Raw genomic sequence first — 18,605 nt, 5'->3', positions numbered from 1 at the left:
CTTTCAGCTGTCGTCAAGCCGCGGTCACCGGCGGGATCAGGATGTAGCCGGCCCCGCGCACCGACTTGATGATCTGCGGGTCTTCTGCGTCCGCCTCCAGCTTCTTGCGCAGGCGGCCGACCTGGACATCGATCGTGCGGTCGAACGGCGCGGCTTCGCGGCCGCGCGTGTGTTCGAGCAGGAAATCGCGCGACAAGACCCTGCCGGCGTGCTGGGCAAAGGTGCTCAGCAGGTCGAATTCGCCACTGGTCAGCGGCACATCCTCCCCGGCGGGGCTGGTCAGCTGGCGGGCCGCCGTGTCGAGCGACCAGCCGGCGAAGCACAGCTTGTGCCGCACGGCGGCGGGCGGGCTCTGGGCCGGCGATTCGCCGGGCGTCATGCGGCGCAGCACCGCCTTGATGCGCGCCAACAGCTCGCGCAGGTCGAACGGCTTGGTCACGTAGTCGTCGGCGCCGACCTCCAACCCGACGATCTTGTCGACAGAATCGCCGCGGCCGGTCACGATGACCAGCCCGCAACGCCAATGCTCGCGCAGCTGGCGGGCGATCGAGAAGCCGTCTTCGCCGGGCAGTCCCAGGTCCAGCAGGACCAGCACCGGCGGGTCGCTGGCCATCAGGTCCATCAGGGCCGCCCCGGTGTGCAGCTGGCTGACCCGAAAACCGTGGTTCTTCAAATAGTTAGCCAGCAGCGCGGTGATGTCGACTTCGTCGTCGAGAACGGCAATGTGAAGTGCAGCGGTCACGTTTGGTCGTTGGAAAGGCCATGGTTGCCGCTTGGTCCGCAAGCAGCCGCTGGCGAGCGTAGCAGTTTTGCGGACGCATGTCGGGGGCAAGGCGCTCTCAGGGAAACGAAGGGCCGCTCCCGGATGTCACGGCCCGCTTGGGGCGGGCTCGTTTGCCGGCCCGGCTTCGCAGCCGGGTCCAACGACGATCGCCGAGCCCGGCGTCGTCAGATGATGCGTGAAAACCGCGCCCGGCTTCGCTCGGCCTGGAGGTGCTTGTCAAACACCATCGCGACCGCCCGCACGAAGTACCAGCCCAATGGCGTGACTTGCAGGCCGTCGACCTCCAGGCGGACCAGGCCCTGGTCGACCAGCGGCTGCAGCCGGTCGAGCTCCGCCGCGAAGTACTCGTGGAAGCGAATCAGGTATGCCGCCTCGATCGACTCGTAGTCGACGCGCCCCTGGCACATCACCGCCATGATCACCGAGCGACGGACGAGGTCATCGCGGTCGAGCGCGAGGCCGCGCACGACCGGCAGGCGGCCATCGCGCAGCGCGTCGTAGTACTCGGGCAAGGTCTTCGCGTTCTGGCTGTAGGTGGCGCCGATGCGGCCGATCGCCGAGACGCCCAGCCCGAGCAGGTCGCAATCGGGCTGGGTGCTGTAGCCCTGGAAGTTGCGGTGCAGCCGCCCCTGGCGCTTGGCCACGGACAACGAATCGCCGTGCAGCGCAAAGTGGTCCATCCCGATGTAGTCGTAGCCCTGCTGGCCGAAGGCCTGGATGGCGCTGGCGAGCATGGCCATCTTTTGCCCCGCCACCGGAAGCTCGGCGGCGTCGATCCGCCGCTGGGGCTTGAATCGCTCGGGCAGGTGCGCGTACGCATACAGCGCGATGCGGTCGGGCCGCAGCCGGCACACCTGGTCGAGCGTGCGCTGGAACGACATCGCCGTCTGCAGCGGCAGGCCGTAGATCAGGTCGATGTTGATCGAATCGAAGCCGATGTCCCGCGCGGCGTTGAGCAGTGTCTCGACCTCGTCGAACGGTTGCACCCGATGCACCGCCCGCTGGACCGCGGGATCGAAATCCTGCACCCCGAGGCTCAGGCGATTGAAGCCGAGGGCGGCCAGGTGGCTCAGCCGTTGCTTCGACACGGTGCGCGGATCCACCTCGATCGAATACTCGCCACCCGGCGTCAACAAGAAATGCCGTTGGATGGCGTGCATCAGCCGTGCCAGCTCGGCGTCGGACAGGAAGGTCGGTGTGCCACCACCCAGGTGCAACTGCGACACGGCCGCCCTGCAACCCAGCGCCGCGGCACTCAGCGCCATCTCGCGTTCCAGCGCGTCGAGGTACTCGGCCGAGCGCTCGTGGTGCCTGGTGATGACCTTGTTGCAGGCGCAGTAATAGCAGACCGATTCACAGAACGGTATGTGCACGTACAGCGACAGCGACGACCGCGGGACGGCACCCGCACCGATGCCGCTGACCCGTTGTTCGAGCGCCTGCCGGTAGGCGGCCGAATCGAAAGCCTCGACGAAACGGTCTGCCGTGGGATACGAGGTGTAGCGCGGACCGGCCACATCGAGCCGGGCCAACTGTTCGGTAGAAACGACGGGAGGCGATGCCAATGCGGTCATGTCCCGCACTGTGGCGCGTGCAAGGCCACCACGATTTGACACAACGCAAAGTCCGGCGGGATGCATTGATGACAATCAAGCCAACCCTTGAGGATGCTCATGTTGCAAGCCAGCCCAGTCGCCGCCCCAGCCACGCCCGCCGCCGATGACAACGTTCCGCTGCAGGCACTGAAGGTGGCCTGTTCGAGCTGCAACCTGCGCGAGCTGTGCCTGCCGCTGGGCTTGCAGGGCCCCGACCTCGAACGCCTGGACGCGCTGGTGGCGAACCGGCGCCGTGTGCGCCGAGGCGGCGCGCTGTTCCACGCCGGTGACCCGTTCGTCGGCCTGTATGCCGTGCGCACGGGCTTCTTCAAGACCTGCGTGGCAGCTGAAGACGGTGCGGGCCAGGTGACCGGGTTCCAGATGGCCGGCGAGCTGCTCGGCCTGGACGCGATCAGCCATGACCGCCACACCTGCGACGCGATCGCGCTCGAGGATTCGCAGGTCTGCGTGATCCCTTACGACCAGCTGGAGGCCCTGTCGCGTGACTTCGTCGAGCTGCAACACTCGTTTCACAAGATCATGAGCCGCGAGATCGTACGCGATCACGGCGTGATGCTGTTGCTGGGCAGCATGCGCGCCGAAGAGCGCGTGGCCACCTTCATCCTGAACCTGACGCGCCGGCTGCAGGCGCGGGGGTTCTCGTCTTCGGCGCTGGTGTTGCGGATGACGCGCGAAGAGATCGGCAGCTACCTCGGGCTGAAGCTCGAAACCGTCAGCCGCACCTTCTCGAAGTTTCACGAGACCGGCCTGCTCGACGTTCACCAGCGCCACGTGCGGGTGCTCGACGAAGAGGGCTTGCGCAAGCTGGTGGCCTGGAGCCCGGGCTGAGTGCCTGAGAGGCTTTCGCACACGCCCGAAAAACTCCCAGGCTCTGACGCCTCTCAAGGCCGTCAGGCCAGGCACCACGCAGCCAGCCGCTCCCAGATACCGTGCGTGAGCGCCCAACCCGAGCTTGCCAGCAGGCAGAAGCCTGCAAGACGCAGTCCGTGCACCTCGGCCCAGCCGGCCAACCCGGCGCCGATGCGCCCCTTGCGCCAGCGGGTCCAGACCCAGGGGCCGGCCGCCAGCGCCGGCAGCGAGGCCAGCGCAAAGCCCCCCATGACCAGCGCGCCGCCGACCGGGCCGCTGGCCAATGCAGACAACAGCAAGGCCCCCTGCAACGCGCCGCATGGCCAGGCCACCCAGGCCAAGCCGGCCGTGGTCGACCGCCAGGGCCTGGCCGACGGCCGCGGTGACTGAACCACCGGCAGCGTGATGCTGCGTTCGGCGCTGCCCGCCGACCGGCCCGTCAGCAACCACCACAGGCCGAGGGCGGCAAAGGCCAGGTGCACCAGCGTCCAGACCGGGCGCAGCGCCGGGGCCACCTGGCCCCATGCACCGAGCGCTGCAACGCTGCTGGCCGCGATGGCGCCGCCGGCCATGTAGCCGAGCACCCGGCCGGTGTGAAAGCCGGCGGCGTTGCGCCGGCAACCGCTCGAGACGCTCGCGCACGGGGCCGAGCACATGGCCATGCAATGCGGCGACGACGCCGCCCCCATGGCCAGGCCCGCCAGCACCAACGCGCTGTCCATCACCAACGCTCCGCCCGCAGCGAGGCGGCGCCCCTCAATGACTCACGACTCATGCGGCGATGATGGCGGCCACGCGGCCGCGCCCTCTTGATCGATCGCAAGCCGGCAACGTGCCTATGACGCTCGCCCGGTCTGCTGGAGCGCCGGGCTTTCCAGCTGCAGCAGCTGGGTGATGGCCGCCGACGTGGCGATGATGGCCCAGAAAATGAAGAAGGTGACCGAGTAGACCGCGTTGGTCGCCCAGTGCAGGGGCTCGGCACCGAACCACTCCAGGCTGCCGGGATCCACGACGACGAACACCAGCGTTTCCAGCACACCGGCCATCACGAAGGCGGGCCAGAGGATCATCAGCGCGCGTTCACGAAACGACGGGTGCCCGCCGTCCGCATGCCGCGGCTTATCGATGAGCTGTTGCGGCATGGTTGCGCGCCTGGGTGGCTGGAGCCAGACTGCCTGTCCTGGACTCGGCGCTGACCGGCTGGTCGCTGCCGCGCGCGGCCAGGGCCCAGGTGGCAAAGCCGGCCAGTACGACGATGGCCGGCCCGGCGACGACGAGCCAGACCATGGGATGGCGCCACCAGGGTGTCGTTGCTTGGATGCTGTCGCTTGGCATGAAGGTCCTCGCTTTCTCAACGGGGAACGACGAAGGTCGATTTCTCCTGAATCCGCGCTTCGGGGTCGGTCACCGTGTGGATCAGGAAGTCGATGCGGTGCGCTCCGGCGCCGAGCACGCCAGCCGATTCGGCGGGCAACCGGACCGCCACGTTCACCCAGCGAGCCTGCGCCGAGGCCACTTCGATCACCGGCTCGACGAGCAGCCTGGCCTGGGGCAGCCCCTGGACTTCGACCTGGTAGCGCTGCACCGATTCGGTGGCGTTCATCAACTGCAGGCGGTAGAGATTCTCGATCTCGCCTTCGCCCACCTGGCGTGCCAGCGTGGCTCGGTCGCGCACGACATCGACCTTGAAGGTATGGCGCCACGACAGGCTTACCCCGACGGCCACGGTGATCGCGATCAGCACCACGCCGTAGATGATGACGCGGGGACGCAAGACGCGCCGGAACATCTGGCGCCCGGTCAGCTTCTGCGTCAGCCCGTGGTGGGTGGCGTAGCGGATCAGGCCGCGCGGGTAGTGCATCTTGTCCATCACGCCGTCACAGGCGTCGATGCAGGCGGTGCACGCGATGCACTCGTACTGCAGCCCATCGCGGATGTCGATGCCGACGGGGCAGACCTGCACGCACAGATTGCAGTCGATGCAGTGCCCCAGCTTGGCTTGCGACAGGTCGGTGCCGCGGCCACGCTTGCCGCGCGGGTCGCCGCGGGCTGCGTCGTAGCTGACGATCATCGTGTCGTGGTCGAACATCGCACTCTGGAAGCGCGCGTACGGGCACATGTACTTGCACACCTGCTCGCGCAGGAAGCCCGCGTTGCCGTAGGTCGCCAGGCCATAGAAATTGACCCAGAACCACTCCCAGGGGCCGAACGCGAGCGTGAACGCTTCGGCCCACAGCGTGCGGATCGGGGTGAAGTAGCCGACGAAGGTGAAGCCGGTCCACAAGCCGATGCTCAACCACACCCCGTGCTTGGCCACCTTGCGCCAGGCCTTGTCCAGGCTCCAGGGCGCGGCATCGAGCTTGATGCGGGCACCGCGCTCGCCCTCGATTCGGCGCTCGACCCACAGGAAGATCTCGGTGTAGACGGTCTGCGGGCAGGCATAGCCGCACCACAGCCGCCCACCGACGGCGGTGAAGAAGAACAACGCGTAGGCGCTCAGCACCAGCAGCGCCGTCAGGTAGATGAAGTCCTGCGGATACAGGACCAGATCGAAGATGAAGAAGCGCCGCGCCCCGAGGTCGAACAGCACCGACTGGCGCCCGTTCCACGACAGCCACGGCAGCCCGTAGAACACCGCCTGGGTCAGCCACACCAGCAGCCAGCGCCAGCGTGCATACCACCCTTGCACCGAACGCGGGTAGATCTTCTTCTGGCGTTCGTACAGCGAGACGAGCTGAGGCTCGGCCGCCTCTGCCACGGGCGCCGCGCCGGCTGGGGCCGAGACCGGCACCGGCAGGATCGGGATGACACGTGCGTCGGGGCGAGAGGGGGCAGGCATGTGAATAATCAGAGCCCCGTTGGCGCGGTGCTGTGGCTCAGGCTCCAGACGTAGGCTGCCAGCACGCGGATCTGCTCAGGCGTCAGCCGTTCCGCGTGCGCGGGCATCACGTTGGTCTTGCCTTGGCTGACCATCGCGGCGATAGCGCCTTCGCCCCAGCCATGCAGCCACACCTTGTCGCTCAGGTTCGGCGCCCCGATCAGCGCATTGCCCTTGCCGCCGGCACCGTGACAGCCGGCGCAGACCGCAAACTTGGCCTGGCCACGGGCCGCGGCGATCGGGTTGTACGCCGTGCTCGACAGGCTCAGCACATAGTGGGCCACCTCTCGAACGTCGTCGGAATTGCCCACCGCAGCAGCCATCGGCGGCATGGCACCTTGGCGGCCCTTGGCGATCGTTTCCTCGATGCGCTCGGGGCTGCCGCCCCACAGCCAGTCGGCGTCGGTCAGGTTGGGGAAGCCCTTGCTGCCACGCGCATCGCTGCCGTGGCAAGCGGCGCAGTTGTTCGCGAACAGGCGCTCGCCGATCATCATGGCCTGCCGGTTGCGCGCCAGTTCCGGCACGGCCTGCGTCCCGAGACCCGCGTAGATCGGCGCCGCGGCGGCACGGGCATTCGCCTGTTCCCGCTCGTACTGGCCGACGCTCGTCCAGTCCCAGCTGCCCGGGTGGCTTCCCAGGCCGGGGTACAGCCCCAGGTACAACGCCGAGAAGGCGATGGTCAGCACGAACAGCCACATCCACCAGCGCGGCAGCGGGTTGTTGAGTTCGCGCAGGTCCTCGTCCCAGACGTGACCGGTGGTGTTGTCGTTGGCCATCACGCGCCGCCGCGCCGCGATGATGAGCAAGGCCAGGCAGGCCACCAGCCCGATCACGGTGACACCACCGACGTAGATCGACCAGGCGGGGTTGAAGAAGTCACTCATGGCGCCCCCTCTGGCTGGCCACCGGCGCGGCGTCGCCCTCGAAGGGCAGCTGGGCGGCAGCCTCGTAGGCCGCGCGCCGCTTGGGCCACCATACCCGCAACACCAGGCCGAAGAAAAGCGCGAAACCGGCCAGCGTGACGCCGCTGCGAATGTCGTTCAGGTCCATGCCCGTTCTCCTTTACTTGACGTGGGTGCCCAGCGATTGCAGGTAGGCCACGACAGCGTCCATTTCGGTCTTGCCCTTGACGGCATCGGCCGCCGCATTGATCTCGGCCTCGGTGTAGGGCACACCCAGCCGCTGCAATGCACGCAGACGCGACGGCACACCGGCCGGGTCGATCGCGGCGCGCTCCAGCCAGGGATAGGCCGGCATGTTCGATTCGGGCACCAGGTCGCGCGGGCCGGCCAGGTGCAGGCGGTGCCATTCGTCGCTGTACTTGCCACCGACGCGGTGCAGGTCGGGGCCGGTGCGCTTGCTGCCCCACTGGAACGGACGGTCGTAGACGAACTCGCCGGCGGTCGAGTAGTGGCCGTAGCGCAGCGTCTCGGCATGCAGCGGGCGGATCATCTGGGAGTGGCAGTTGTAGCAACCTTCGCGCACATAGACATCGCGCCCGACGAGCTGCAGCGCGTCGTACGGCCGCAGGCCCGGCACGGGCTGCGTCGTGGAACGCTGGAAGAACAGCGGCACGATCTCGACCAGGCCGCCGACCGCGATGACCAGCAGGATCAGCACGATCATCAGGAAGTTGTTGGTCTCGATGCGCTCGTGACCGGAGGTTGAAGAGGGGTGGGCCATGGGGAGTCCTTCTCAGGCGGGGGCCAGGCGTGGGATCGGGGCGGCCTTGGGTTGGCCGGAGCGGATGGTCATGACGACGTTCCAGCCCATCACCAACATGCCGGCCAGGTACAACACCCCACCGGTCAGGCGGACGATGTAGAAGGGGAAGGTCGCCTTGACGCTTTCGACGAAGGTGTAGACGAGCGTGCCGTCGGGGTTCAGCGCGCGCCACATCAGCCCCTGCATCACGCCGGCGATCCACATCGCGGCGATGTACAGGACGATGCCAAAGGTCGAGATCCAGAAGTGCAGGTTGATCGCCGGCACGCTGTACATCGTGGTGCGCCCGTACATCCGCGGGATGAGGTAGTACAGCGAACCCATCGAAATCAGCCCCACCCAGCCGAGCGCGCCGGCGTGCACGTGGCCGACCGTCCAGTCGGTGTAGTGCGACAGCGCGTTGACGGTCTTGATGGACATCATCGGCCCCTCGAAGGTGGCCATGCCGTAGAAGCTGAGCGCCACGATGAGGAACTTCAGGATCGGGTCGTCGCGCAGCTTGTGCCACGCGCCCGACAGCGTCATCACGCCGTTGATCATGCCGCCCCAGCTGGGTGCCAGCAGCACCAGCGAGAAGACCATGCCGATGCTCTGGGCCCAGTCGGGCAGGGCGGTGTAGTGCAGGTGGTGCGGGCCTGCCCACATGTAGGTGAAGATCAGTGCCCAGAAGTGCACGATCGACAGCCGGTAGCTGTAGACGGGGCGCTCGGCCTGCATCGGGATGTAGTAGTACATCATCCCCAGGAAGCCCGCGGTCAGGAAGAAGCCGACCGCGTTATGGCCGTACCACCACTGGACCATCGCGTCCTGCACGCCGGCATAGGCCGAGTAGCTCTTCCACAGGCTCGCCGGCATCGCCGCACTGTTGACGATGTGCAGCAGCGCGACCGCGATGATGAACGAGCCGAAGAACCAGTTCGCGACGTAGATGTGCCGCACGCGGCGCGTGCCGATGGTGCCGAAGAAGACGATCGCGTAGGCCACCCACACGACGGCGATGAGCAGGTCGATGGGCCACTCGAGCTCGGCGTATTCCTTGCCTTGGGTGTAGCCCATCGGCAACGAGATGGCCGCCAGCACGATGACCGCCTGCCAGCCCCAGAAGGTGAACTGGGCCAGCCGCGGCAGGAACAGCGGCACCTGGCAGGTCCGCTGCACGACGTGGTAGCTGGTGGCGAACAGCGCACAACCACCGAACGCGAAGATCACCGCGTTGGTGTGCAGCGGCCGCAGACGCCCGTAGGACAGCCACGGCACCCCGTAGGCCAGATCCGGAAATGCCAGCTGGGCGGCGATGAACACCCCCACCAGCATGCCCACCACGCCCCACACCACCGCAGCCAGCGCGAACCCGCGGACGGACTGGTCGGTGTAGTTCACGGGGGGTGCGGCGTGCGCTGTTTCGCTCATTCAGAGCCTCCGTTCTTCGCATTCCATGACGATGGAAGGGATTCTTCGTCGGCGCGCCTTTTTGGGCCTTGATGCTCGTCAAGTGGTGCGCTGTCGGCAGCCAGGATCTCGCGACCTTGTTGCTCCAGGTCGTCGAATTGGCCGCCGTGCAGCGCCCAGGCAAAGACGGCGAGGATGCCAAGCACCAGCAGTGCCGAGAACGGGACGAGAAGGAACAGGATGTCCATGGTTCAGCGCCCCACGCGCATCGAATTGAGCACCACCGCCAGCGAGCTGCAGGCCATCCCGAGGCCGGCGGCCCAGGGCGGCAGCCAGCCCACGAGCGCCAGCGGCACGCAGGCGGCGTTGTAGGCCACGGCCCAGAGCGTGTTCTGCCGGATGACGCGCAGGGTCTTGCGTGCCATCTGCCGCGCCCGCACGATGTCGGCCAGGCCGTTGGCCAGCAGCACGCCGTCTGCCTCGGCGCGGGCCACCCAGGCTCCTTCGCCCATCGCAAGCGACACATCGGCCTGTGCGAGCACCGGGGCGTCGTTGATGCCGTCGCCGATCATGGCCACCAACTGGCCTGCTTGCCGGGCCTGCCGCACCGCGGCGAGCTTGTCTTCGGGCGTCATCGCCGCGTGCCGCTCGTCGACCCCCAGCAGCTCGGCGATGCGGTCGACGCGCGGCCGTGCGTCCCCCGACAGGATCGACACCGTGACGCCGCTGGCCTGCAGATCGGCCACGCACGCCGCGGCGTCGCCCCGCAGTTGCTCGTCCAGGTGAAAGCACGCCACCGAAGCACCGTCTCGGCTGAGCCAGAGACGGGCATCGGTGAGGCCGGCAGCGCCAGCCGTGTCCACCGCCGCCCACCCGGCCGAGCCCAGGCGCCAGGCGGCGCCTTCGGCATCCACCCCCTGCAGGCCCTTGCCAGGCACTTCATGAACCTCGTGCCATGCCACCGCCTCGCCCGGGTTCATGGCAGACAAGCTCTTGGCCAGCGGGTGGGTCGACCATGCCGCGAGCGTCGATGCGATGGTCCGAATCCGTCGATCGTCGAGGCCGGCGCTCCCGGCGAGCCGCTCGACGTGGTCGCAGTGCAGGCGAGTCTCGGTCAGCGTGCCGGTCTTGTCGGTGAACAACACCTGGAAGCGCGCCAGGCCTTCGATCGCGTCGAGCCTTCTGAGCAATACGCCCCGGCGGGCCATGGCGCTGGCACACGACAAGAGCGCGGACGGGGCCGCCAGCGACAGGGCGCAAGGACAGGTCACGATCAGCACCGACACGACGACCCACACGGCCCGGCTCGGGTCGATGACCGACCACCAGGCGCCCGCCAGCAACGCCAGCAACAACACGGCCCACAAGAACGGTGCAGCCCAACGATCGGCCTGGCCCAGGGTGGCGGTGCGCCGTGTGCGCGCCTCGCGCATCAGCGCCAGGACCTGTTCGTAGCGCGTATCGGGGCCGACCCGCTGGACGCTCATCAACGCGGGCGAGCCCAGGTTCATGCTGCCCGCGACCACGGCGTCGCCCGGGGCCTTTCGGACCGGCCGGGCCTCGCCGGTCAGGAAGGCTTCGTCCAGGTCGGTCACGCCCTGCAGCAGCACGCCATCGGTGGCCACCACTTCGCCCGCCGACACCAACAGGACGTCGCCCACTTGCACGCTGCGCACGCTGACCGTCTCGTTCGTTCCATCGGGCCGCACCCGCGAGACCGTCTGCGGCAACTCGGCCACCGAAGCCTCGAGCATCGCTTCGGCCCGGTGGCGCATGCGCATCTCGAGATAGCGGCCACCCAGCAGGAACGACACGAACATCGTCAGCGAATCGAAGTAGACCTCCGTGCCGAACGCACCGCCGGGGTCGAACGCCGCCCCCGAGCTGGCCACGAACGCCACCGCAATGCCCAGGGCCACCGGCACATCCATGCCGACGCGTCGGTTGCGGGCAGCCCGCCAGGCGCCCTTGAAGAAAGGCATCGCCGAGAAGCAGATGACAGGCAGGCTCAGGACCCAGCTTCCCCAGTCGAGAAGCTGCTTCAGATCGGGGGTGAGCTCCCCCGGGGCGGCGACATACGAGGGGGTCGCCAGCATCATGACCTGCATCGCGCACAGCGCCGCGACGAACAACCGCCAGAGACCGGCTCGCGATTCCTGCTGGCGCAGCCACCGTGCCGCACCGGGTGCATCGGCCACCGCGGTGTACCCGGCCTTCTCGATCGCGCGTACGAACGCCGACGGTTGCGTTCGCGAAGGATCCCACCGCACCGTGGCGAGGCAGGCCCCCGTGTCGACGCAGGCGTCAACGACGCCGTCGACGCTCTTCAGGGCCTGCGTGAGCGTGCCGGCGCAGGCGGCGCAATGGATGCCGCCGATACGCAATGACGATTCGCCAAGGTGCCGGGGACGCTCCGCCACGTACTCGGCGGCAGGTAGGACACAAGACACTGGCATCGTGCGGCGATGATGCCGGCGGTACCCGTCGCCGCACTTGATTGAGGTCAAGCAGACGAGGGCCGGCGCGCTGTACCTGCCAACAAATTGCAGCCATCAGAGCCAGGAGAATGCGGCTGCAGCGCCGGCTGCACAGATGAACGCGCTGGCGATCAGTACGTGTTTGCGCACCGGCCCACGCCCCACCAGAACGACCGTCGACACCTTGACCACGGTGTTCGCCAACAGTGCGACCAGCAGCGCCCATGCCGCTTGCGTGAGGTCGGGTGAGTTCTGGCCATCGCTGGCCAGCGAGAGGACGATGGCATCCACGTCCGCTGCGCCGGCCAAGGCGGACACGGCATACAGCCCGGCATTCGAAAGATGCTGCTGGGCCAGCTTCACGACGACCAGCACGACGGCGAATAGCGCACCGAAGCGTATCGCCGCGCTGAGACTGAACGGGTTCTTGACGACGATGGCGTGGTCGGCGGCGGTGGCCGTCGCTGCCGCGGCACCGGCCAGGTAGAGGCGAGCAGCAAAACCGGCGGTGACCAGCGCCATCACCAGCATCGGCGGCCAGATCACCTCGAGCAATTGGCGGTTCACGATCGCGACGATGACGGAGACCCGCAGGAACATCACCAGCCAGGCCAGCAGGATGCCGGCGCTGATGGTGTCGCCGCTGGAAAAGGGCGTGGCGATCCGGCTGTCGCGTGCAAAGCTCAGGGTCGTGGCGGTGGACGACACGAGCCCACCGGCCATCCCGGTGATCGCCGTGCCGCGCGCCGGCCCCAGCCAACGCATCGCGACATAGCCGGCCAGCGACAGCGACGAGATCAGCACGACCAGCAACCACAGCTGATACGGATTGATCGCCTGCCAAGGGTCGACCAGTTCGTTGGGCACCAAAGGCAACACGATGACCGAGGCGATCAGCAGCTTGATCACCGCCAGGATGTCGTCGAGGCCGACGCGCCGGACCAGCTCATGCAGTGGCTGCTTGAAGGCCAGCACCGCCGACACCGCCACGGCCAGCGCGACGGCGAGCGTCTGGTTGCCGACCACCGCCATCGCCCCCAGCAGCAGCACGGCCATCACGGCGATCTCGCTGGTGATGCCCGGCGGTTCGTCCGCCTCGTCACGACCGCGGCGCACGTGGCTGGCAACCGCCATCGCGCCCACCGACCCCAGCACCACGACGAAGACCCACGCCACCTGCAGCTCGCGCGCCAGCCAGGCCGAGGCACCGCCAACCAGGGCCAGCAAGGCATGTGTCCGGATGCCGCCGATCGCGCGGGCAGGCTCTGCGTCCTTCTTCTTCTCGCGCTCGATGCCGATCAGTGCACCGATCAGCAGTGCTGCCAGAAAGCTGCGTGCCAGTTCAAGGGTCATGGGTCGGTCGTCAGGTGTCGGTAGTGGCCTTCGCGAAACACGGTCAACCGGGTTGTTTCGCCGGCGTGCCAGCGCAGCAGAGCGTCGGCGAAGTCCGCGCTGTCGCCGATGGGGCGTCCGTTCATGCCGACCACGATGTCGCCCTTGCGAACACCCATCGACGCCGCCAGGCCGCCCGGCATGACCTCGTTGATCAGTGCGCCGTTGGCGTACGGCCGGCCGCGAGCGACCGCCATGAACGGCGTCACGTCTTCGAAGCCGGCCCCCAGGCGTGGCCGCGATGTGCCGGCCTGCCCGGTGATCTCGGCCACGATCTGCAGCACCAACTCGATCGGCACCGACAGGCTCAGGCCCGGGCCACCGGGCGCACCGACCACCGTGCGCAGGTTCATGCCGACGATGCGGCCCTGCACATCCAGCAGCGGCCCGCCGGAGTTGCCGGGGTTCAGCGCCAGGTCGCTCTGGATGAACATCAGCTCGCCGTCCTCGGCAAAGTGCCGGCTGCGCCCGCCGACGACCCCGGCCGCCACCGAACGGTCCAGCCCGTAGGGTTCACCGATGGCCAGCACCCAGTCGCCCGGCCACAGCGAGGCCGACGTGCCGAACGCGGGGACCGGCCGGCGCACCGGCACCCGGATCACCGCGATGTCGGCGTCGCCGTCGACGCCCACCAATTCGGCCACCACCACGCGCCGGTCGGCCAGCTTGACGATGATCTGCGTCGCGTCGGCCACGATGTGCGCGGCGGTGGCGATCAGGCCATCGGCCGAGACGATGAAGCCGGCCCCCATCTGCACATTGATCTTGTCGCCGGACGCGGCGGTTGAATCACTGTGTTCCCCGTCGGCACGCGACACCGCTTCGCGGTCATCGTCCTCGGGATCGGGCGCATGTCGGACACCGTAGACGCCCGCAGCAGCCGGCACGCCGCGGGCGAGGGCCGTCGAAAAAGTGGTGGCGGTGTCGCCGACGTGGCTGCGCACCACCGGCGGCGGCGACGCCATGACGCAGCCGCCGAGCGCCACCAGGCAGGCCATGGCGGCGGCGAGAAAGGGCCGTGGCTGGATGCTCGTGGGCATGAGGGGCTCCGCGGCGGGGATCGCCTTGGGCCCGCAGTGTCTGTGGCCGATCGGCGGGCTGGCTTGACGCCGCGCAAGGCAAGCCGGTCGAGGCGAGCGCGGTTGCCGGGAACCCGTGCGAACTTGCCGATTGCAGGCCTTGCGATTGATCAAGTCCGCACAGGCCCGGCTCCGTAGCATGGCTTGGCGGCGGGTTCGAGGACGACCCGCATGGACGCCACCGCAACCGCCGCCAACGCCAAGCAAGGCTTGGCCACCAGCCTGCGCCGGATGATCGACGAGGCCGATCATCTCTTGTCGACAGCCGCCGACACCGGCGACGAGGCTTTCGACACCGTCCGCGATGAGTTTTCCGAACAGGTGCGCAAGATGCGCGCCCAGGTCGAGCAGCTGGAAGACGCAGCGGCCTACCGTGCCCGCCGCGCTGCGCGGCTGGCCGATCGCACGGTGCATGACCACCCCTACGGCGCGATGGGTGCCGCCGCGGCGTTGGGGCTGCTGATCGGCTTCCTTGCCGCCCGGCGCTGATGAGCGGCCTGAGGGATGCAGCGCAGCAGGTCCTGGCCGATGTGATCGATATCGGCCGAACCCGGCTGGAACTGGCCACGGTTGAAATCGAAGAAGAGCGCGTTCGCCTGAGTCAGCTGCTGCTGGGCGCTTGCGTGTCGCTTTTCCTGCTCTTTGCCGGCGTGCTGCTGGGCGCGGCGTGGCTGGTGGTGTGGTCTCCACCGGATCATCGGCTGATGGTGTTGGGGGCGCTGGCCTTGGGGTTCCTGGTGGCCGGCGCGCTCGCTGCCTGGCGTTGGTGCCAGTGCGCAGCGGCCAAGCCGCCGATGCTTCATGCCACCTTGGCTGAGTTGCGCCGTGACGCCCAGGATCTCAAGGCGGCCGCGACATGAGCGGAAGAGGGCGCCGCACCACGCTGGCACGGCGGCGGGAACTGCTCGTGATGCGCGCCGAGCTGCAACGGCTGACGGTGCGCCACGATCTGGCGGCGCTGCAAGCTCACGGGTCGCCTTGGGCTGGCCTGGCGCGTGGTGCGGCGGGCATCGCCGCGGTCGTGCGCGAGCGCCCGGTTCGGACTCGGACCATGCCGCTGCTCCAGCTCGCACTGGCGGCGTGGCAGTGCTGGCAGGGCTGGCGAGCGATTCGCGAAAGCGGACGGGCCCGCCGCAGATGACGCAGGCGTCCGGCGCCCGCCCCGGCGCTTGACATCGCTCAAGCGTTGGCCGGGCGCCAGCCCCGACGATGGCGCATTCACGACAACAACCCACCGGAGCGCCCATGAAGATTCTTCTCGCCGTCGACGGCAGTGCCACGACCCAGCGCATGCTTGCGTACATCGCCGCGCACGATGAACTGCTCGGCCCGCGGCACCGCTACACCGCGTTGACCGTGGTGCCGGCGATCACCGGCCACGCCGCGGCCTTCCTGCCCCAGGCCTCGATCGACGGCTGGTACGACAGCGAGGCCGACACCGTGCTGGAGCCGGTGCGAAAGTTCGCCGCCCAAAACCACTGGGAGCTCGACACCCGCAAGGTGGTGGGACACGCCGGCGAGGCGATCGCGCAAGCGGCGCAGGAGGGGGGCTTCGACCTGGTCGTCATGGGCACGCACGGGCACACCGCGCTGGCCAACGTCGTTCTGGGGTCGGTGGCCACGGGGGTCTTGGCGCGTCTGCGTCGACCCGTTCTGCTGGTGCCTTGACCCAGCCGGCGACCACCCGGTGCGGGCCCGGAAGAGGTATCTTCAGACCCTGGTCGACACCCGCGATGCATCGCCGCCAAGCCGCCGAGCCTCGCGTCGAGAAAGGCGTGTCGGCCGCCGGGGAGAAGACATGCCTTTTCACAGCGGAAGGTGGCAGGCGGCCGTGGTGCCCGTCTTGTTGGCGGGCTGCGTCGCCATCAAGTGGAAGGTCCACCCGACCGCCTTGTCGGACGCCCAGGTCGCCAGCCTGATTCACTCGGCGGAAACGGAATGGGTCCGATGGGGCGCGATGCGTGCCTACGGCTTACCCGGCAATGAGCTGTGCCTGGTGATCTCTGATGGGTCCTGCCAGGACGTGCAAGACGGCTGCGGGCAGGAGCAAACGACGGCGTTGTGCCCGTTGGTGGACGAGTACTGGGCCCAGGTGCGATACGCCTTCGGCCACGACTGCACCCGCAACGACGTTTGCGAATGGCAGTGGCCAGGGCCGGATGAACCTGTCACTACCTCGGCGTGGTCCGCGGCGTTCATCAGCGCCGTGATGGCCCGGGCCGGCATCAGCCAGACGGAGTTCCGGCGCGACCATCGGCACGCCGTCTACATCGCTGCGGCGCGCGACGGCCAAGCATCGGCGTACGAGGTGGTGCCAACCCCGGCCATGGCGGCGCCAGGCGATCTGATTTGCGCCGGAAGAAAAAGCGGAAGCGGCTGGCCATCGCACATCACGCCGGCGACGATCGCCCATGTGATGGCAGGCGTCGGAATGCACTGCGACTTGGTCGTCAGCATGGATCCCACCCACAACACGCTCGATGCCATCGGCGGAAACGTCAAACAGACCGTGGCAAGAACGACCGTCGACCTCGACGAAATGGGCCGGGTGTCTTTCGACCTCGACAGGGGGCGGAAATGGGTGCTGGTGATGCGGGCGCGGCGTGCGTCGCCTCAGCTCGTCGACCGGTAGGACGAGCCGGGCTCTGCCCGCGCATTCCACCTGGTGGCTGCCATGCTCTGAAGCGAGCCGGCCCAACCGCGCTGGCTCCGCAGGCGCATGGGGCCACGGTACGTTGGTACGTTGAGGCGCGCGGCCAGGCACGCCCCTTCGGCTCATCTCCCTGGAGCCTGCTCAGCGGTACACATGCTGGCCGTTGCCGGACCTCCAGCGGGTTTCCAGATGTGCTGCGTCGTCATCGTTGCGTGCCTGCAGACCCATCAGGATGCCGCCGTTGCGGATGCCGTCTTCGTAGTCCTTGACCCGCTGTTCCGGAATGCTCCAGCCGATCAGCGCCCCCACGAGCCCCCCGCCAGCGGCGCCAGCGCCAGCGCCAGCGGCAGCTGCGGCCAAGGGACCGGCGACAACCAGGCCCAATCCCGGAAGCACCAGGGTGGTTCCCACGGCGGCCACCGCGGCGGCAATGGCGCCCAGCGTGCCGCCGATGGCACCGCCGACCCCGGCGCCCTTGGCCGCCTTGTTGCCCAGTTCGGTCTCGACACTGCCCTGGGCGAAATGCGTCGTGCGGGTCTGGTCGGACATCACCAGGTTGACGTCGTTTTTGGAGTAGCCGCGCTCCGTGGCTGCGGTGTAGGCCGCTTCCGCGCTGTCGCGGTCCGGGAAGAGGCCGGTCACGAGGCGAGAGTCGTTGGATTCATTCATGTCGAAGTCCTTCCAGAGTGCTTGTTGGTCAGTTGCGATCGGTCTTGGGCGGAAGCATCGCGGGCTCGGCATTGACCACCGCGTCAGACGCAGCGGCAGTGCCTTGGCGAGGGCGTACCTTGTCGGTGGCGGTGGGGCCGGTTCGAACCACGGTGCCCGTATCGGCACGCGGCACGGCCTTGTCGGTTGCGGAGGTCGCCGTCGTCGGCGAAACCCCGACCTCGACCGGAGCAATTGGAGCCGGCACCGGCGTGGGTGTGGCGGTCTGCGCAACGGCCGCCGTCAGCGCGCCGATCAGCGCCGAAGCAATGAGGGGCGAGCGAATCTTGTGAACGAACATGGTGTGCTCCTTTGTCCCCTCAACCAGCCGAAGAACATCCGCGGATCGGTTGCGAGGTGAGGGGCCATGTTGGACGCACGACCGGCCTGTCGCATCAGGGCAAGATGATGTTCACCTGTAGGCGGACAGGCCGCAGGTCTTCCACGCTGCCTTGAGATGCGGTGAAACGTGTCCGCGCGACGATCCCGGGGGGGCCGCCGGCAGAGCGAAGGGGAAGGGCAGGCGTCTGCAGGAGTCTCGCTTGCCTTGCATGGGTTTCTGAAATCAGCCCATGCAGGAGTCCTCATGCCGAAACCGGCCTCGACGTCACACACGAAGACACCACGAACGCCAGAAACGCGTAAGGCCAGCGGCAAGAGTGCTGCCCGGCAGTCGGTCAGCGGCCCTTCGCACCTCGACGCCAGCGACGGCTCAGACCTGCCGGCACAACGCGCCGCAGGCGTTCAGGCGCTGGCCGGCGCCAGGCCACACAACGCCAACAAGGCGCTGGAACACGGGCTCGACTACGGGCACGAGCCGCCAGTAGGCGAGACGGCCGAGCCGTCGGCGCCCTTCGTCACTGCCAGCACGCTCAGCGAAAGCAATGCTTCCGCCAAGCTGGGCGATGGTGTGCCGCCAGCCGGCCACAACCCCAACAACGGACCGCTGGACCGGGTCCGCACCGATGCAGGCGGACAGGCGCTCACGACGAACCAGGGCGTGCACATCGGCGACAACCAGAACTCGCTCAAGGCCGGGCTGAGGGGCCCGGCCT

General features: G+C 68.1%; 22 protein-coding genes and 1 pseudogene. 7 read left to right on the top strand and 16 right to left on the bottom strand.

Translation table 11 applies throughout. The annotated features are described in order from the left end of the window. Positions 1–13 precede the first annotated feature (13 nt). Positions 14–742: a response regulator transcription factor gene (locus tag VFY73_RS26130; protein WP_329724407.1), complete on the bottom strand. Its 729-nt coding sequence runs from the start codon at positions 740–742 to the stop codon at positions 14–16. Between the two features lie 206 nt (positions 743–948). Further along, positions 949–2,358, bottom strand: coding sequence for an oxygen-independent coproporphyrinogen III oxidase (gene hemN, locus VFY73_RS26125; RefSeq protein WP_329724405.1), 1,410 nt, complete (start codon positions 2,356–2,358; stop codon positions 949–951). A 99-nt stretch (positions 2,359–2,457) separates the two neighbouring features. Between hemN and VFY73_RS26120 the strand changes: the two genes are divergently transcribed. Continuing rightward, a complete protein-coding gene (locus tag VFY73_RS26120; RefSeq protein ID WP_329724403.1) occupies positions 2,458–3,228 on the top strand; it encodes a helix-turn-helix domain-containing protein in 771 nt (256 codons plus the stop codon). Positions 3,229–3,290: 62 nt separating this feature from the next. Here the strand turns inward: VFY73_RS26120 and VFY73_RS26115 are convergent, their stop codons facing one another. The 12 genes from VFY73_RS26115 to VFY73_RS26060 all read right to left on the bottom strand — a co-directional run bounded on the left by VFY73_RS26115 (position 3,291) and on the right by VFY73_RS26060 (position 14,150). Beyond that, positions 3,291–3,971, bottom strand: a complete 681-nt coding sequence (locus VFY73_RS26115; RefSeq protein WP_329724401.1) for a sulfite exporter TauE/SafE family protein — start codon at positions 3,969–3,971, stop codon at positions 3,291–3,293. Between the two features lie 114 nt (positions 3,972–4,085). Next, on the bottom strand, positions 4,086–4,391 hold the full coding sequence (locus tag VFY73_RS26110; RefSeq protein ID WP_329724399.1) for a hypothetical protein: 306 nt from the start codon (positions 4,389–4,391) through the stop codon (positions 4,086–4,088). Continuing rightward, on the bottom strand, positions 4,369–4,536 hold the full coding sequence (locus VFY73_RS26105) for a hypothetical protein (protein WP_329724397.1): 168 nt from the start codon (positions 4,534–4,536) through the stop codon (positions 4,369–4,371). Before VFY73_RS26105 ends, VFY73_RS26110 begins: the two co-directional genes overlap by 23 nt. A 64-nt stretch (positions 4,537–4,600) precedes the next feature. After that, positions 4,601–6,088 carry a cytochrome c oxidase accessory protein CcoG gene (gene ccoG / locus VFY73_RS26100; protein ID WP_329724395.1) on the bottom strand — a complete coding sequence of 496 codons (1,488 nt, stop codon included), beginning with the start codon at positions 6,086–6,088 and terminating at the stop codon, positions 4,601–4,603. 8 nt (positions 6,089–6,096) lie between these two features. Continuing rightward, on the bottom strand, positions 6,097–7,011 hold the full coding sequence (gene ccoP, locus VFY73_RS26095; protein ID WP_329724393.1) for a cytochrome-c oxidase, cbb3-type subunit III: 915 nt from the start codon (positions 7,009–7,011) through the stop codon (positions 6,097–6,099). Next, a complete protein-coding gene (locus tag VFY73_RS26090) occupies positions 7,004–7,177 on the bottom strand; it encodes a cbb3-type cytochrome c oxidase subunit 3 (protein ID WP_329724391.1) in 174 nt (57 codons plus the stop codon). Before VFY73_RS26090 ends, ccoP begins: the two co-directional genes overlap by 8 nt. A 12-nt stretch (positions 7,178–7,189) precedes the next feature. Beyond that, positions 7,190–7,810 (bottom strand): cytochrome-c oxidase, cbb3-type subunit II, encoded by a 621-nt coding sequence (gene ccoO / locus VFY73_RS26085; RefSeq protein WP_329724389.1) that lies wholly within the window; start codon positions 7,808–7,810, stop codon positions 7,190–7,192. A 12-nt stretch (positions 7,811–7,822) separates the two neighbouring features. Further along, positions 7,823–9,262: a cytochrome-c oxidase, cbb3-type subunit I gene (gene ccoN, locus VFY73_RS26080; RefSeq protein WP_329724387.1), complete on the bottom strand. Its 1,440-nt coding sequence runs from the start codon at positions 9,260–9,262 to the stop codon at positions 7,823–7,825. Further along, the gene (ccoS, locus tag VFY73_RS26075; RefSeq protein WP_329724385.1) at positions 9,259–9,489 is read right to left on the bottom strand and encodes a cbb3-type cytochrome oxidase assembly protein CcoS; all 231 of its coding nucleotides are present in this window, start codon (positions 9,487–9,489) and stop codon (positions 9,259–9,261) included. Before ccoS ends, ccoN begins: the two co-directional genes overlap by 4 nt. A gap of 3 nt (positions 9,490–9,492) precedes the next feature. Further along, positions 9,493–11,697 carry a cation-translocating P-type ATPase gene (locus VFY73_RS26070; protein WP_329724383.1) on the bottom strand — a complete coding sequence of 735 codons (2,205 nt, stop codon included), beginning with the start codon at positions 11,695–11,697 and terminating at the stop codon, positions 9,493–9,495. A gap of 96 nt (positions 11,698–11,793) precedes the next feature. Beyond that, positions 11,794–13,071: an MgtC/SapB family protein gene (locus VFY73_RS26065; protein ID WP_329724381.1), complete on the bottom strand. Its 1,278-nt coding sequence runs from the start codon at positions 13,069–13,071 to the stop codon at positions 11,794–11,796. Then, on the bottom strand, positions 13,068–14,150 hold the full coding sequence (locus VFY73_RS26060) for a S1C family serine protease (RefSeq protein ID WP_329724379.1): 1,083 nt from the start codon (positions 14,148–14,150) through the stop codon (positions 13,068–13,070). Before VFY73_RS26060 ends, VFY73_RS26065 begins: the two co-directional genes overlap by 4 nt. A gap of 210 nt (positions 14,151–14,360) precedes the next feature. Between VFY73_RS26060 and VFY73_RS26055 the strand changes: the two genes are divergently transcribed. The 5 genes from VFY73_RS26055 (at position 14,361) to VFY73_RS26035 (ending at position 16,821) form a co-directional block, all read left to right on the top strand. Next, on the top strand, positions 14,361–14,678 hold the full coding sequence (locus tag VFY73_RS26055; protein WP_329724377.1) for a glycine zipper domain-containing protein: 318 nt from the start codon (positions 14,361–14,363) through the stop codon (positions 14,676–14,678). After that, the gene (locus tag VFY73_RS26050; protein WP_329724375.1) at positions 14,678–15,049 is read left to right on the top strand and encodes a phage holin family protein; all 372 of its coding nucleotides are present in this window, start codon (positions 14,678–14,680) and stop codon (positions 15,047–15,049) included. The genes VFY73_RS26055 and VFY73_RS26050 overlap by 1 nt, the downstream gene beginning before the upstream one ends. Further along, a complete protein-coding gene (locus VFY73_RS26045) occupies positions 15,046–15,330 on the top strand; it encodes a hypothetical protein (protein ID WP_329724373.1) in 285 nt (94 codons plus the stop codon). Before VFY73_RS26050 ends, VFY73_RS26045 begins: the two co-directional genes overlap by 4 nt. Positions 15,331–15,434: 104 nt before the next feature. Next, a complete protein-coding gene (locus VFY73_RS26040; RefSeq protein WP_329724371.1) occupies positions 15,435–15,857 on the top strand; it encodes a universal stress protein in 423 nt (140 codons plus the stop codon). Positions 15,858–16,080: 223 nt separating this feature from the next. Continuing rightward, a complete protein-coding gene (locus tag VFY73_RS26035) occupies positions 16,081–16,821 on the top strand; it encodes a DUF2272 domain-containing protein (RefSeq protein ID WP_329724369.1) in 741 nt (246 codons plus the stop codon). Positions 16,822–16,983: 162 nt separating this feature from the next. Here the strand turns inward: VFY73_RS26035 and VFY73_RS26030 are convergent, their stop codons facing one another. Continuing rightward, positions 16,984–17,511 (bottom strand): hypothetical protein, encoded by a 528-nt coding sequence (locus VFY73_RS26030; RefSeq protein ID WP_329724367.1) that lies wholly within the window; start codon positions 17,509–17,511, stop codon positions 16,984–16,986. Between the two features lie 28 nt (positions 17,512–17,539). Further along, positions 17,540–17,851 (bottom strand): hypothetical protein, encoded by a 312-nt coding sequence (locus tag VFY73_RS26025; RefSeq protein WP_329724365.1) that lies wholly within the window; start codon positions 17,849–17,851, stop codon positions 17,540–17,542. A gap of 285 nt (positions 17,852–18,136) precedes the next feature. Between VFY73_RS26025 and VFY73_RS26020 the strand changes: the two are divergent. After that, positions 18,137–18,605, top strand: a pseudogene (locus VFY73_RS26020) (catalase HPII); the annotation flags it as partial.

Source organism: Ideonella sp., from assembly GCF_036277275.1.
Lineage (GTDB): Bacteria > Pseudomonadota > Gammaproteobacteria > Burkholderiales > Burkholderiaceae_C > Ideonella.
This window is presented reverse-complemented; position numbering and strand designations above follow the sequence as displayed.

What these genes read in the sequence shown, in the direction of transcription:
- VFY73_RS26115 (WP_329724401.1), bottom strand. Translation starts at nt 3,971, where the DNA reads ATGGACAGCGCGTTGGTGCTGGCGGGCCTGGCCATGGGGGCGGCGTCG.
- VFY73_RS26070 (WP_329724383.1), bottom strand. Translation starts at nt 11,697, where the DNA reads ATGCCAGTGTCTTGTGTCCTACCTGCCGCCGAGTACGTGGCGGAGCGT.
- VFY73_RS26050 (WP_329724375.1), top strand. Translation starts at nt 14,678, where the DNA reads ATGAGCGGCCTGAGGGATGCAGCGCAGCAGGTCCTGGCCGATGTGATC.
- VFY73_RS26105 (WP_329724397.1), bottom strand. Translation starts at nt 4,536, where the DNA reads ATGGTCTGGCTCGTCGTCGCCGGGCCGGCCATCGTCGTACTGGCCGGC.
- VFY73_RS26110 (WP_329724399.1), bottom strand. Translation starts at nt 4,391, where the DNA reads ATGCCGCAACAGCTCATCGATAAGCCGCGGCATGCGGACGGCGGGCAC.
- VFY73_RS26055 (WP_329724377.1), top strand. Translation starts at nt 14,361, where the DNA reads ATGGACGCCACCGCAACCGCCGCCAACGCCAAGCAAGGCTTGGCCACC.
- VFY73_RS26060 (WP_329724379.1), bottom strand. Translation starts at nt 14,150, where the DNA reads ATGCCCACGAGCATCCAGCCACGGCCCTTTCTCGCCGCCGCCATGGCC.
- VFY73_RS26090 (WP_329724391.1), bottom strand. Translation starts at nt 7,177, where the DNA reads ATGGACCTGAACGACATTCGCAGCGGCGTCACGCTGGCCGGTTTCGCG.
- VFY73_RS26045 (WP_329724373.1), top strand. Translation starts at nt 15,046, where the DNA reads ATGAGCGGAAGAGGGCGCCGCACCACGCTGGCACGGCGGCGGGAACTG.
- VFY73_RS26065 (WP_329724381.1), bottom strand. Translation starts at nt 13,071, where the DNA reads ATGACCCTTGAACTGGCACGCAGCTTTCTGGCAGCACTGCTGATCGGT.
- ccoP (WP_329724393.1), bottom strand. Translation starts at nt 7,011, where the DNA reads ATGAGTGACTTCTTCAACCCCGCCTGGTCGATCTACGTCGGTGGTGTC.
- VFY73_RS26030 (WP_329724367.1), bottom strand. Translation starts at nt 17,511, where the DNA reads ATGAATGAATCCAACGACTCTCGCCTCGTGACCGGCCTCTTCCCGGAC.
- ccoG (WP_329724395.1), bottom strand. Translation starts at nt 6,088, where the DNA reads ATGCCTGCCCCCTCTCGCCCCGACGCACGTGTCATCCCGATCCTGCCG.
- VFY73_RS26040 (WP_329724371.1), top strand. Translation starts at nt 15,435, where the DNA reads ATGAAGATTCTTCTCGCCGTCGACGGCAGTGCCACGACCCAGCGCATG.
- ccoS (WP_329724385.1), bottom strand. Translation starts at nt 9,489, where the DNA reads ATGGACATCCTGTTCCTTCTCGTCCCGTTCTCGGCACTGCTGGTGCTT.
- VFY73_RS26025 (WP_329724365.1), bottom strand. Translation starts at nt 17,851, where the DNA reads ATGTTCGTTCACAAGATTCGCTCGCCCCTCATTGCTTCGGCGCTGATC.
- ccoO (WP_329724389.1), bottom strand. Translation starts at nt 7,810, where the DNA reads ATGGCCCACCCCTCTTCAACCTCCGGTCACGAGCGCATCGAGACCAAC.
- VFY73_RS26120 (WP_329724403.1), top strand. Translation starts at nt 2,458, where the DNA reads ATGTTGCAAGCCAGCCCAGTCGCCGCCCCAGCCACGCCCGCCGCCGAT.
- hemN (WP_329724405.1), bottom strand. Translation starts at nt 2,358, where the DNA reads ATGACCGCATTGGCATCGCCTCCCGTCGTTTCTACCGAACAGTTGGCC.
- ccoN (WP_329724387.1), bottom strand. Translation starts at nt 9,262, where the DNA reads ATGAGCGAAACAGCGCACGCCGCACCCCCCGTGAACTACACCGACCAG.